This is a genomic window from Janthinobacterium sp. KBS0711 (genome assembly GCF_000988085.1).
Taxonomy (GTDB): domain Bacteria; phylum Pseudomonadota; class Gammaproteobacteria; order Burkholderiales; family Burkholderiaceae_D; genus Janthinobacterium; species Janthinobacterium lividum_E.
The window spans coordinates 1,074,855-1,088,258 of record NZ_LBCO01000024.1 but is presented as its reverse complement, the minus strand read 5'-3'; the positions used below and the strand labels follow the sequence as shown (position 1 = coordinate 1,088,258).

General features: G+C 62.3%; 11 protein-coding genes. 5 read left to right on the top strand and 6 right to left on the bottom strand.

Annotation, left to right across the window (positions count from 1 at the left end):
- Positions 1-15: 15 nt before the first annotated feature.
- The 6 genes from VM94_RS17505 to purB all read right to left on the bottom strand — a co-directional run bounded on the left by VM94_RS17505 (position 16) and on the right by purB (position 6,344).
- Positions 16-2,169, bottom strand: a complete 2,154-nt coding sequence (locus VM94_RS17505; RefSeq protein WP_046684513.1) for a S46 family peptidase — start codon at positions 2,167-2,169, stop codon at positions 16-18.
- A 307-nt stretch (positions 2,170-2,476) separates the two neighbouring features.
- The gene (locus tag VM94_RS17500; RefSeq protein ID WP_034778894.1) at positions 2,477-2,746 is read right to left on the bottom strand and encodes a GlsB/YeaQ/YmgE family stress response membrane protein; all 270 of its coding nucleotides are present in this window, start codon (positions 2,744-2,746) and stop codon (positions 2,477-2,479) included.
- Positions 2,747-2,911: 165 nt separating this feature from the next.
- Entirely contained in the window at positions 2,912-3,487 is a 576-nt protein-coding gene (locus tag VM94_RS17495) for a YceI family protein (RefSeq protein WP_046684512.1), read from the bottom strand.
- A 38-nt stretch (positions 3,488-3,525) separates the two neighbouring features.
- Entirely contained in the window at positions 3,526-4,080 is a 555-nt protein-coding gene (locus VM94_RS17490; protein WP_046684511.1) for a YceI family protein, read from the bottom strand.
- A 174-nt stretch (positions 4,081-4,254) separates the two neighbouring features.
- Positions 4,255-4,779, bottom strand: coding sequence for a cytochrome b (locus VM94_RS17485; protein WP_046684510.1), 525 nt, complete (start codon positions 4,777-4,779; stop codon positions 4,255-4,257).
- A 185-nt stretch (positions 4,780-4,964) separates the two neighbouring features.
- Entirely contained in the window at positions 4,965-6,344 is a 1,380-nt protein-coding gene (gene purB / locus VM94_RS17480) for an adenylosuccinate lyase (protein ID WP_046684509.1), read from the bottom strand.
- A 277-nt stretch (positions 6,345-6,621) separates the two neighbouring features.
- Here purB and VM94_RS17475 point away from each other — a divergent pair, with 277 nt between their 5' ends.
- The 5 genes from VM94_RS17475 to VM94_RS29075 form a co-directional block, all read left to right on the top strand.
- On the top strand, positions 6,622-7,236 hold the full coding sequence (locus tag VM94_RS17475; RefSeq protein WP_046684508.1) for a glutathione S-transferase N-terminal domain-containing protein: 615 nt from the start codon (positions 6,622-6,624) through the stop codon (positions 7,234-7,236).
- 7 nt (positions 7,237-7,243) lie between these two features.
- Positions 7,244-8,272: a LacI family DNA-binding transcriptional regulator gene (locus tag VM94_RS17470; RefSeq protein ID WP_046684507.1), complete on the top strand. Its 1,029-nt coding sequence runs from the start codon at positions 7,244-7,246 to the stop codon at positions 8,270-8,272.
- 310 nt (positions 8,273-8,582) lie between these two features.
- Positions 8,583-10,877 (top strand): TonB-dependent receptor, encoded by a 2,295-nt coding sequence (locus VM94_RS17465; RefSeq protein WP_046684506.1) that lies wholly within the window; start codon positions 8,583-8,585, stop codon positions 10,875-10,877.
- A 15-nt stretch (positions 10,878-10,892) separates the two neighbouring features.
- Positions 10,893-12,779, top strand: coding sequence for an alpha-amylase family glycosyl hydrolase (locus VM94_RS17460; RefSeq protein ID WP_052755799.1), 1,887 nt, complete (start codon positions 10,893-10,895; stop codon positions 12,777-12,779).
- The coding region (locus tag VM94_RS29075; RefSeq protein ID WP_046684705.1) for an MFS transporter at positions 12,776-13,404 on the top strand (629 nt) is incomplete at its 3' end. The genes VM94_RS17460 and VM94_RS29075, both read left to right, overlap by 4 nt.

The window sequence follows — 13,404 nt, the reverse complement described above, 5'->3', positions numbered from 1 at the left end:
GGTTATTGCTTCTTGTTATTCAGCGCCCATTTCTTTCAGCAGGTTGTCTGCGTGGTCGATGTGTTTCATGTTCCACAGCATGTAGCGCAGGTCGACCTGGATCGAACGGGTGTTGGCCTTGTTGTAGTCCCAATCGGAAATAATCGAGTCCAGGGTGCCGTCGAAGGCCAGGCCGATGAATTCGCCTTTGGCGTTCAGGGCAGCCGAACCGGAGTTGCCGCCGGTGATGTCCAGGGTAGCCAGGTAGTCGACCGGTACGGTTTTCAGCTTGGGATCGACGAATTTACCGAAGTCCTTGGCTTTGATCGCGGCCAGTTGATTTGCCGGTGCATTGAACTCGCCCTGGCCCGTGGCTTTGGCGGCGACGCCATTGACGGTGGTGAAGGCAGACCAGGTGGTGCCGTCGGCGCCATGGTCGCGGCCGGCTACTTTGCCGAACGTGACGCGCAGGGTGCTGTTGGCGTCAGGATAGACGGCTTGGCCCTTGCTCTTCATGAAGGCAATTTTGGCTTTCATGTAGTTGGCGTAGGCTTGCTGGATCTTGCCGGCCAGTTCTTCGTCTTCCGCTTCGTTTTTCAGCGAATCCGGGTACATGGCAACGGCTGCCTGGATGAAGCTGTCCTTGCTGGCCTGGAATTCGGCTGGCGTGCGTTTCAGCCATGCTGCGCGCTCGGCCTTGTCGGCCAGCTTGCTGCCTGCATACAGTTTGTCCAGGGCGGCGGACAGGTCGGCTGGCGACATGCCGTCCTTGATGCCGATGGCGGCGTCGAAGCTGGCGCGGCGTTGTGCTGCCGGTTGCGCTGCGTACTTGGTCAGGCTGTTCAGTACCAGCGCCTTGTCGACTTTTTCATCGTAGGTGCGCTCGACCGAAGTGATGCCTGCTTCCAGGCGTGGCAAGTCGCGCGTCTGGTAGCCGGATTTGCGTTCCGTATCGGCCTTGGTGCCTTCGTTCGACAGGCGGTACAGGCTGCGTGCCGTGTTCAGCAGGCGCGGCTGTGCGTAGCTGAGGAAGAAATCGCGCTTGGTGTCGGCATCGCGCTCGGCGATCAGCTTTTCCACTTGCTCGATATCGCCGGCAAATTCCGCCTTGCGTGCCGGCGTGGCGTTGACCCAGGTCTTCAGGGCTTCATGTTCCGCCGTTTTGCGCGCCAGGAAGTCGCTGCCGGCGTACGAGTCCAGCATGCCTTGGCGGTTCTTGTAGTAATTGTTCACGCCGGCAACTTGACCCGCGTATTTCAGGGCAACATCCTTGTTGTCCTTGGTTTCGCGCGCGATGATGGCCAGGGTTTCGCCCGACGCTTTCACGAAGGCCGGGTAGTTCCAGTCAAACGTGTACGCCACTTCCGATGGCAGGCGGTGACGGTTGGTGCGGCCAGGGTAGCCCAGGACCATGACGAAATCGCCTTCTTTCAAGCCATCCTTGGCCAGTTTCAGCACGTGTTTTGGCTGGTAAGGCACGTTGTCCTTGCTGAAGTCGGCAGCTTTGCCGTCTTTGCTGACGTAGGCGCGGTAGAAACCGTAGTCGCCCGTGTGGCGTGGCCACATCCAATTGTCGGTGTCGCCGCCGAATTTACCCACACCGGCTGGAGGCGCGTGCACCAGGCGCACGTCGCGGATTTCCAGTTGTTTGATCAGGTAGAACTCCAGGCCGCCGTAGTAGGCCGACACGGTGCAGCGGAAGCCCGCTTCTTTTTCGCATTCGGCGACCAGTTTCTTCTGGTTTTTCTCGATCGCGTCGATGCGTGCCTTGCCTTGCAGCTTGGCCACGTCGGCGGTGATGATCTTGTCGCTGACATTGGTCACGGCCGAGGTGACGAAGATGCGGCTGCCTGGGGCGGCCGGCAATTCTTCAGCGAACGTCTTGGCCAGGAAACCGTTGGCCAGCAAATCGCGTTCCTTGGTCGAGTTGACCGCCACGCTGTTGTAGACGCAATGATGGTTGGTGGCAACCAAGCCTTGCGGCGAGACGAACGACGCCGAGCAACCGCCCAGGCTGACGATGGCGCCCATCGGGAATTCGGTCAGTTTGGTGAGGTTGGTCGGATCGAGTTTCAGTCCGGCCGCTTTCAGTTCCTTGGCTACTTGTGGCAGCTGTTGGGGCATCCACATGCCTTCGTCGGCGTGTGCGAAGTTGCTCAGGATGGCGAGCGCGATGAGAGATTTTTTCATTCGAGTTCTGTTCTTTTACATTGTAGGGAAGTCGGAATCAGCGGAGTACCCGCTGATTGTGCAGCGGGCGACATAGAGTATCCGTATCGAACTCGCACTAGTCAATCACATTTTCCGGGCAGCATGTTCGCATGTGCTTGTTTGAATGGCATCATTTTGCTTGGCGTAGGGGCGGAAACGGGCTGGCAACGGGCATTTTTCCGTGCGGCGGCTGTGGTATTTGTACATACGTGTCCTGGCGACAATGAAAAGTGGCCGGGCGCTTGCGCGGCCCGGCCACTTGCTGAATACGCTGCTTTTTGTCTGCTTAGCGTATTTTGCCGCGGCGTAAAAGATTCACGATGCCCAGCAGGATGACGGCGCCCAGGAACGAGACGAGCAACGAAGCCAGGCTGAAATTGTCGCTATTGATGGTGCCCGTGCCGAACAGGGGCGCCAGCAGCCAGCCGCCCAGGAAGGCGCCGACGATGCCGACGACGATATTGAGGAAGATGCCCTGTTGCGCATTGGTTTTCATGACCATGCTGGCCAGCCAGCCAATGACGCCGCCAATAACGATCCAGATAATGAAATTCATGTAGTCCTCCGCGCGTGGATAAGTGGGTGTGCCATGTCAGAACAACATCATGCCAATGGATAGTGATGCCGCACGATAGAAAAGTCCAGCGGATTCGCGTGGCGCATGCAAAAGCCCGCCTGGCTGCGGGCAGCGAGGCGGGCTTGTCGGGCGGCAAGGTCGTGTTTAGTCGGCCTTGATCGCTTCTACCTGGATGGCCAGCTTGACTTCCGGCGAGAACGCCGGCATGCCGTAGTTCAGGCCAAAGTCGCTGCGCTTGAATTCCGCCGTGGCGTCGGCGCCGCACACTTCACGCTTGTAGCGCGGGTGCATGATGCACTTGAACTTGCTCACGTTCAGCTTGACGGGCTTGGTCACGCCCAGCAGGGTCAGTTCGCCATCGACTTCCACCAGCTGATCGCCGTTGAACTTGAGCGACTTGCTCTTGTAGGTGATTTCAGGGAATTTCTCGACATTGAACATGTCCGCTTTTTTCGCGTGCGTGTTCATGGCGTCCAGGCCAAAGTCGATCGAATCGGCATCAATGACGAGGTCCAGGCTGCCCGTCTTGGCGGCGCGGTCCAGGGTGACCGTGCCCTTGGTCTTGTTGAACTTGCCGCGCCAGACGGACATGCCCATGTGATCGGCTTCAAAGCTGGGGAAGGTATGCGTCGGGTCGAGGTTGTAGGTGTCGGTAGCGGCCATGGCCGAACCCGCGCCGGCCGCTGCCAGCACGGCGATCATCAAGTGCTTCAATTTCATTGCATTCCTAACTAAGTTGAACAACAGATTTTTGGATGTTACTGAGCTGAAACATGAAACTTAATCGTGACCTCATCGGCAACCATGCTCGTGTCTTTCCACTCGCCTTCGCCGATGTTATAGGTCAGGCGCTTGATCGGCAGGGCGCCGTCAAAGGCGTATTTTCCGCCATCGGCTTTCACCGCCAGGGGGAAGGTCACGTCGGTGGTCTTGCCTTTGATGCTCAGCTTGCCTGTCACCGTCAGCTTGCCCGCGCCCGCCGCCTTGATGCTGCTCGAGACAAAGGTGGCTTTCGGGAACTGGGCCGAGTTGAACCATTCTTTCTTCGCCACTTCCTTGTTGTACTCCGGGTCGCCGATATCGATGCTGGCCGTCTCGATTTCCACCGACGCCTTCGAGGCGTCCGGCGCGGCCGGGTTGTAATCGATGGCGATATTGAATTTCTTGAACTTCGCTTCCACAGGCACGTTCATTTGCTTGAACACGGCCGACACGCTGGTCTTGGCGGGATCGACTTTCAGCAAGGTGGCGGCGGTGGCGGCCACGGACAGGCCCAGCAGGGAAGCGAGGACGATGCGTTGGGTGGTTTTCATCTTGTTTTTTTCCTGTAGTTTCAGTGAGCAAAGCAGATTAAGACGGACTTGGAACGCCGGACAAAACCGTAGCGAGCGGAAGTGAGTTGTGGCCGAGAAGCGGAACTGTGCTTTTAGCACAGTGAGCATCGCAGGCCGCAAATCGCGACGCGCAGTAGGTTTGGTTCGACGTTCTTAGGGCAGCATGCGCTTAAGCACGCCATCACGGTCGATGAACTGGTGCTTCAACGCGGCCAGCACATGGGCGGCCACGGCGGCGGCCATCGTCATGTTCAGAACATAATGAATCTCTTTTAAAAGCGGCTTAAGTTCCGGGTTCGGCGCCATGATGACGGGCAGCTGGAACAGGCCCAGGTAGACCACGGGCACGCCGGCGGCCAGGGTGTACAGGTAGCCGGAAACGGGCACGGCGAAGATCAGGATGTACAGCAGCACGTGCATGGCGTCGGCCGCCTTCTTTTGCCAGGCAACCATGCTGGCCGGGTGCGGCGGCGGCACGTTGGCCTTGCGCCACAGCAGGCGGATGGCGGCGATGGCCAGCACGGTCACGCCCAGCCATTTATGCCAGGAGAAATATTTGAGCTTGGTGGGCGTCAGGCCGGGAATGTCGACCATGACCAGGCCCATGACGAAGGCGCTGATGATCAGCAGGGCGGTCAGCCAGTGCAGGATGATGGCGGTGGTGGTGTAGCGTTGCATCGATGGCTTTCTTGAAAGTAGTACGTATTAGGACTAATTCGGCCTAATATACCAAAGAAAAGCAAATTGCGCTGCGTGCTGGAGATTCTACAAGAAAGATTGCCGGAAAAACCGCGGGGCGGCCAGCATTTGTATGCTGGCCGCCCCGCGGGAGTGGGATTGTAAGATCCCCATGTGGAAATTGCTTAGATGGCTTTGGCCAATTGCGCGGCGATACCGATGTAGTTGCCCGGCGTCATGGTCAGCAGCACGTCCTTGGCATCTTGCGGAATGGCCAGGCCGTTGACGAAGGTTTGCAGCGCTTCTTTCGAGATGCCCTTGCCGCGCGTCAGCTCTTTCAGCTGTTCGTACGGGTTTTCGATGCCATAGCGGCGCATGACGGTTTGTACGGGCTCAGCCAGCACTTCCCACGTTGCGTCCAGGTCTTGCGCCAGGCGCGCGTGGTTTACTTCCAGCTTGTTCAGGCCGCGCAGGCAGCTGTCATACGCGAGCAGCGTGTAGCCCAGGCCCACGCCGATATTGCGCAGCACGGTCGAATCGGTCAGGTCGCGCTGCATGCGCGAGACGGGCAGTTTTTCCGACAGGTGTTTCAGCACGGCGTTGGCCAGGCCCAGGTTGCCTTCCGAGTTTTCGAAGTCGATCGGGTTGACCTTGTGCGGCATGGTCGACGAACCGATTTCGCCCGCTTTCAGTTTCTGCTTGAAGTAGCCCAGCGAGACGTACGTCCAGATGTCGCGGTTCAGGTCCAGCAGGATCGTGTTGGCGCGCGCGAAGGCGTCGAACAGTTCGGCCATGTAGTCGTGGGGCTCGATCTGGATGGTGTACGGATTGAAGACCAGGCCCAGGCGCTGTTCGATGACGGCCTGCGAGAATGCCGGCCAGTCGAAGCCGGGGTAGGCCGACAGGTGGGCGTTGTAGTTGCCGACGGCGCCATTCATCTTGCCGAGGATTTCCACTTGCTCGATGCGTTTCACGGCGCGCTGCAAGCGGGCCACGACGTTGGCAAATTCCTTGCCCAGGGTGGTCGGGCTGGCCGTCTGGCCGTGCGTGCGCGACAGCATCGGCACGTCGGCATTGTCGTGCGCGATCTGCGTCAGCTTGGCCACCAGGCCGTTCAATGCCGGCAGCATCACGCCATCGCGCGCGGCTTTGAGCATCATGCCGTGCGAGGTGTTGTTGATGTCTTCCGAGGTGCAGGCGAAATGGATGAATTCGGACGCCGCCACCAGTTCCGGCACGTCCGCCACTTGTTCCTTCAGCCAGTATTCGACCGCCTTGACGTCATGGTTGGTGACCGCTTCGATGGCCTTGATGCGGACCGCGTCGGCTTCCGAGAAATCGGCTGCCATCTTGTCGAGCAGGGCGCTCGCTTCTGCCGAGAAAGGCTTGATTTCAGCGAAACCGGCTTGCGACAGCGCTTGCAGCCAGGAGATTTCCACTTTCACGCGGTGGTGCATGAAACCGGCTTCGGACAGGATCGGGCGCAGCAGATCGGTCTTGCTGGCGTAGCGGCCATCGAGCGGAGACAGGGCCGACAGCGTGGAATACGGAGTAGTAGAAGTCATGAGAGCGGACGCAAGTTAAAGAAACGGTTGGCGTGTGGCGCGCGGGGAGGGCAGGGCTATTGCAATACAGCAACACTGGCGGCGCCACAGTAAAGGGCGATTTTACCACCGCTGGCCGCTGGCCAGCCGTCCGTCGGCTGCGGATAGCCCCCATGTTGGCCGAATCCGGCGCCGATGCGGCGTGCCTGCCACACACTGGAGGCCGCCGGGCGCGTGCTGCCAAACACCGCTGCCGCCGATGCTATACTGCTAGCTGCTCCTTTACCTTAAAGTACCTATGAAACTGATCGGTTCCCTCGCCAGCCCGTATGTCCGCAAAGCCCGTATCGTGCTGGCGGAAAAAAAGCTCGACTATGTCTTCGAGCTGGAAAACGTGTGGGTGCCGGAAACCCGCATCGCCCAGGCCAACCCGCTGGGCAAGGTGCCTTGCCTGGTGATGGAGGATGGCAGCACGCTGATCGATTCGAAAGTCATCGTCGAATACCTCGACACGCTCACGCCCGTCTGTAAACTGCTGCCGGCCGGCGGCAATGGCCGCGAGCGGGCCGATATCAAGAATTGGGAAGCGTTGGCCGACGGCATCCTTGACGCGGGCGTGCTGGTGCGCCTGGAGCGCACGCAGCGCCCGCCCGAGCAGCAAAGCGCGGCCTGGATCGCGCGCCAGCTGGACAAAGTCACCCTGGGCCTGGCGGCGCTGGAAGCACGTCTGGGCGAGAGCGCCTATTGCGCCGGCAAGAACTACACCCTGGCCGACGTGGCCGTGGGCTGCGCCCTGGGCTGGCTCAGCTTCCGCTTCCCGGAAATCGACTGGCGCGCGGAGCATCCGGCGCTGGCGCGCCTGTTCGACAAACTGTCCGAGCGCCCATCGTTCAAGGACACCGCGCCGCAGTGAGCGCACGATGACCGGCAACGATTCGAAGGCGCAGCAACGCCTGCAGATGGCCGATATCGCGCGTCTGGCCGGCGTGTCCACGTCGACCGTGTCGCGTGCGCTGAGCGGCAGTTCGCTGGTCAATGAAGAGACGCGCGCGCGCGTCATCGCACTGGCCCGTTCGCTCAAGTATTCCATCAATATCGGCGCGCAAAACCTGCGCCTGAAACAGAACCGCACGGTGGGCGTGGTGGTGCCGTATGACGCGGCCACGCGCCAGCACCTGTCCGATCCTTTCTTTCTCAGCATGCTGGGCAGCCTGGCCGATGCGCTGACGGAGCAGGGCTTCGACATGCTCATTTCGCGCGTGGATGCGGAAACGCTCGATGCGGCCGCCCTGTCCTTCGACAGCGGCCGCGTGATCGGCATCATCCTGATCGGCCAGTGGCGCCACCATGAACAACTGAACCAGCTGGCCGCGCGCCAGGTGCCCATCGTCGTGTGGGGCGCGCAATTGCCGCAGCAGCTGTATTGCACCGTCGGCGGCGATAACGTCGCCGGTGGCAGGCTGGCCACGGAACACTTGCTGGCGGCGGGGCGCCGGCGCATCGCCTTCTTTGGCGACGCCAAGCTGCCCGAAGTGGCGCAGCGCCACCAGGGCTATGCGCAGGCGCTGGCCGCGCAGGGACTGACGCCCGACCCGCAACTGTACGTGGCTGGCTCCTTCCTGCCGCAGGGCGGTGCGACGGACGTGCAGGAACTGCTGGACCGCCAGCTGCCGTTCGACGCCATCTTTGCCTGCAGCGACTTGCTGGCCATGAGCGCCATCAACGCCCTGCGCGCGCGCGGCGTGGCCGTGCCGGAACAGGTGGCCGTGGTCGGCTACGACGATATCGAACTGGCCGCGTATTTCCATCCGCCGCTCACTACCGTGCGCCAGCCGATCCGCGCCGCCGGACGCGCGCTGGTGGCCTCGCTGCTGGCGCTGGTCGACGGCGCGCCTGCGCCATCGCAGCAATTGCCAACCGAGCTGATCGTACGCGCCTCGGGCCGCTGAAGCGTGTTGGCAAGCGATTGCAACCGATTGCAATAATTTCGGATTTCCCCGTTTATTTTCATGCTGCATAGCAGCATGAAAAACGCTGAAATCGCCTTAATCTCCACCTGCTCTCCTCTGTATTACCCGTAATATTCTCTTAAAAACAACAATATTTGCATGTTGCAGCGCTCTATTGCAATCGATTGCAATAAATTCTTATTCGTTGAATAATGGCGTACCGGCTCAGCCAGCGCGCCACGGCATGCGGCGGCCAGTACTCATAACAAGCGGATACCTCGATGTATCGGCACACAACACTGGAGACAAGATGAAGACACGTACTGCTCAACGCGGCTGCATGGCCGCAGCCGTCGCCCTGGCCATGCTGCAACTGGGTGCCGCCCAGGCGCAATCGGCCGCCGACACCGTCAGCGCCGCTCCTGCCGATGGCCTGAACCTGGAACGCATCGTGGTCACGGGCACCACCGGCGGCACGTCCAAAATGAAATCGAGCAATTCCGTCAGCAGCATGGAGCTCGACACCATCCTGCACAACGCGCCGACCAGCGCCGCCGAAGTCCTGCGCTCGGTGCCGGGCTTGCGCGCCGAATCCTCGGGCGGCGAAGGCAATGCCAACATCACCGTGCGCGGCCTGCCCATTTCCGCCGGCGGCGCGCGCTATGTACAGATCCAGGAAGACGGCTTGCCCGTGCTGCAGTTCGGCGACTTCAATTTCACCACGCCCGACAGCTTCGTCAAGATCGATTCCACGCTCGATCACCTGGAAGTGGTGCGCGGCGGTTCGGCCTCCACCCTGGCCACCAATTCGCCGGGCGGCATCATCAATTTCATCAGCAAGAATGGCAAGGAGAAGGGCGGCAGCGTGGCCATCAGCCGCGGCCTGGGCTACGACCAGACGAGGGTCGATTTTGATTATGGCGCACCGATTTCGGAGCGCACGCGCTTCTTCATCGGCGGCTCCTGGCGTACGGGCGAAGGCATCCGCCACAGTGGCGTCAACAGCGAAAAGGGTGGCCAGATCCGCGGCAATGTCACGCATGAATTCGACAGCGGCTTCGTGCGCCTGTCGTTCAAGCACCTCGACGACCAGTCGCCCACGGCCTTGCCCGTGCCGGTCAGCGTGCGCAATGGCCGCATCGGGGAAATCGCCGGCATCGACCCGCGCAAGGCCAGTTTCTATTCGCCGTACTGGGTGCCCGACATGGTGCTGAACAAGGATAACCAGCGCGTGGCCACCCGCGTCAACGACGGCTTGCACGTCAAGAGCGATACCGTGGGTGTGGAAGCATCGTTCAAGCTGGGGCAGGGCTGGAGCGTGAGCGAAAACTTCCGCTATGCCGACAACTCGGGACGCTTCATCGGCGTGTTCCCGTCGAATAACGGCAGCGACGGCAGCTATGTATTTGCCAGCGGCCCGAACCAGGGCAAGCCCTACACGGGCCGCGCGTTTTCCGCCGTGGTGTTCAACACGTCCATCGACGACGCCAGCAATACCCTGAGCGACACCAAGCTGGCCAAGACGTTTGTGCTCGACAGCGGCAAGCTGACCACCACGGCCGGCTTGTACCTGTCGCAGCAAAAGCTGGGCCTGACCTGGAATTTCAACGAATACCTGATGCAGGCCACGGGCGACCAGCCGGCGCTGCTGCAAACGGTCAGCGGCACGCCAGGCTACATCGGCCCGGCCTTCGGCGCCTGCTGCTCGCGCGCCGTCGACATGGAATACCGCACGACGTCGCCCTACCTGAATCTGGCCTGGGAAAGCGGTGCGCTGAATCTCGATGGCGGCCTGCGGCGCGACCGCCAGCACGCGAGCGGCACGGCCAACCAGGCCACCGGCGCGCAAGCGTATCTGCCGTCGACGGTGCAGCGGGTCGACTATACCTTGGGCCACACCTCGTACTCGCTGGGCGCGAACTACAAGCTGCAAGCCAACCTGGCCGTGTTTGCCCGCGTCAGCGAAGGCGTGGCCTTCAATGCCGACCGCATCCTGTTCGGCACGCCGCTCGATGGCAGCGTGCCCGTGGCGATCAATACCGTGCGCCAGCTCGAAGGCGGCGTGAAATGGCGGCGCGGTCCCCTGAGCACCTTCGTCACCGTGTTCCAGGCCAAGACCAAGGAAAGCAATTACGAAGCGACCACCCAGCTGCGCACGGCCAACAGCTATGAAGCGAAGGGCGTGGAGCTGGAAGCTGCCTACAGCGCCGGCGACTTCCGCATCAATGGCGGCCTGACGTTCACGGATGCGGAGATCACGGGCACGGCGGCGGCCGACGTGGCGCTGATCGGCAATACGCCGCGGCGCCAGGCGCGTGTCGTGTACCAGATCGCGCCCACCTATGAGTGGGGGCAGGCTACCCTGGGCGCGAGCCTGGTCGGCACGGGAAAATCGTGGGGCGACGACGCGCACACGATCACCTTGCCCGCCTACCAGGTGCTCAACGCCTTCGTCAATTACCAGCTCACGCCGCAATTGCAGGTAGCGCTGACGGCGAACAATCTGCTCGACAAGATCGGCTATACGGAAGTCGAGGGCGATGGCCATGCGGCCCGCTCGATCACGGGGCGCGCCGTCAAGGTCAGCCTGAAATACGCATTTTAAGCAAGGATAGGATTCATGATCTCGATACGCAGCCCCCTGGCGCGCCTGCTGGCGCCGCTCCCCACGCACTTGCGCGACGATGCGGCGCGCCGCTATGCGCGCCAGGAGGCGGTCTTGCTCGACCGCCTGGGCAGCCTGTATGGCCAGCGGCCGGACTTCCTGCCCTGGCTGGGCGACCTGATGGAAAGCGTGGGGCGGCTGTACGCGGCGCGCGCCCCCGAACTGCGGCAGCAGGATGCGCAGCGCGAAACGCAGCCGGACTGGTTTGCCAGCCAGTCCATGCTCGGTTACAGCGCGTATGTGCAGCGCTTTGGCGGCAACCTGCAGGGCGTGGCGGCGCGCATTGCCCACCTGCGCGAACTGGGCGTGACGTATCTGCATCTGCTGCCGTTCTTGCGTCCGCGCGCCGGCGAAAGCGATGGCGGTTTTGCCGTCGCCAGCTTCGAGGAAGTCGATCCCGCACTGGGCAGCAACGCCGACTTGCTGGCGTTGACGGCGCAGCTGCGCGCGGCCGGCATCAGCCTGTGCTCGGACCTGATCCTCAACCACGTGGCCGACGACCATGCGTGGGCGCTGGGCGCCAAGGCCGGCGATCCGCTGCTGCGCGATTTTTTCCACACCTATCCCGACCGCGTGCAGCCGGACCGCTACGAACGCACCGTGGGCCAGGTCTTCCCGCAGGCGGCGCCCGGTAATTTCACGTTCGTGCCGGAGCTCGAGCGCTGGGTCTGGACCACGTTTTATCCCTACCAGTGGGATTTGAATTACGCCAATCCGGCCGTCTTCGCGGCCATGGCCGGCGCCATGCTGGGGCTGGCCAACCAGGGCATCGAGGTGTTCCGCCTCGATTCGACGGCCTTCCTGTGGAAGCGCGAAGGCAGCGATTGCATGAACCAACCCGAAGCCCACAGCCTGCTGCAAGCGTTGCGGGCGATTGCCGCCATCGTCGCGCCGGGCGTGCTGCTCAAGGCCGAAGCCATCGTGCCCACGCCCAAGCTGCCCGCCTACTTTGGCAGCGATACCGCGCCCGAATGCCATATCGCCTATCACAGCAGCCTGATGGCCGCCGGCTGGGGCGCGCTGGCCGAGGAAAGCACGGACTTGCTGCAGCAGGTGATCGCCGCCACGCCGCCGCTGCCGCCGGCCGCGAGCTGGCTCAGTTACGTGCGCTGCCACGACGACATCGGCTGGAACGTGCTGCTCAATGAAGCGGGCGCGAACGGGCCGGCGCGCCTGGCGCGCATCGCGCGGTTCTTCGCCGGCGCCCCCGGCAGCTATGCGCGCGGCGCCGCCTTCCAGAGCAGCAGCGCCGACAAGGCGCATGGCAGCAACGGCATGGCCGCCTCCCTGGCCGGCCTGGAAAGCGCCACCACGGTGCAGGAGCAGGAATACGCGTTGCGTCGTCTGCTGCTGCTGCATGGCCTGGCCTTGAGCTTTGGCGCCTTGCCGGTGCTGTACATGGGCGATGAACTGGGCATGACCAACGATCACAGCTACACGCAGCGCGCCGACCGGGCGATGGACAGCCGCTGGCTGCAGCGTCCCGCGTTCGACGACAGCCTGCTGGCATGGCGCCACGATGGCGTGAGCGCCAGCGGCCGGCTGTATCCGGCACTGCGCCAGCTGATCGACGTGCGCCGGCGCTTGCCGGCCCTGGCCGCCGCCGCGCCGCGCAGCGTGCTGCCGGCCGCCACGCCGGCCGTGCTGGCGCTGTTGCGCGGCGACGCGTTTCTCAGCCTGAGCAACTTCAGCGGCGCCAGCCAGCGCTACACTTTGCCTGCGGGTGAATGGCGCAACAGCCTCGATGGCAGCGTGCTGTCCGGCACGGTGGGCCTGCAGCCCTGGCATATGCTGTGGCTGGAGCGGGAGCAAGAGCAAGAGCAAAAACAGGAAGCAGCATGAGCGACGCCACCGCGCACCGTCCGCATCTGTCGTTCTGGCAGATCGTCAACATGAATGTCGGCTTTTTCGGCATCCAGTTCAGCTTTGGGCTGCAGCAAAGCAGCATGAGCCCCATCTACAAATACCTGGGCGCCGACGAGGCGAGCCTGCCCTACCTGTGGCTGGCTGGTCCCATGACGGGCCTGCTCGTGCAACCATTGATCGGCGCCATGAGCGACCGCACGGTGACGCGCTGGGGCCGCCGCACGCCGTACTTCCTGATCGGCGCCATCCTGTGCAGCCTGGGCCTGCTGGCCATGCCGTTCAGTCCCACCCTGTGGATGGCGGCCAGCCTGCTGTGGATACTCGACGCGGCCAACAACGTGACGATGGAGCCGTACCGCGCCTTTGTCAGCGACAAGCTCGACAAGAAACAGCACTCGCTGGGTTTTCTCACGCAAAGCGCGTTTACGGGACTGGGGCAGACGCTGGCCTATCTGACGCCGTCGCTGCTGGTCATGCTGGGCATGAACAAGGATGCCGTCAATGGCAGCCATATCCCGCACATCGTCATCGCCGCCTTCCTGATCGGCGCCGTGTTCTCGCTCGCCTCGGTGCTGTGGACCTTGAAGACGACGCCGGAAAA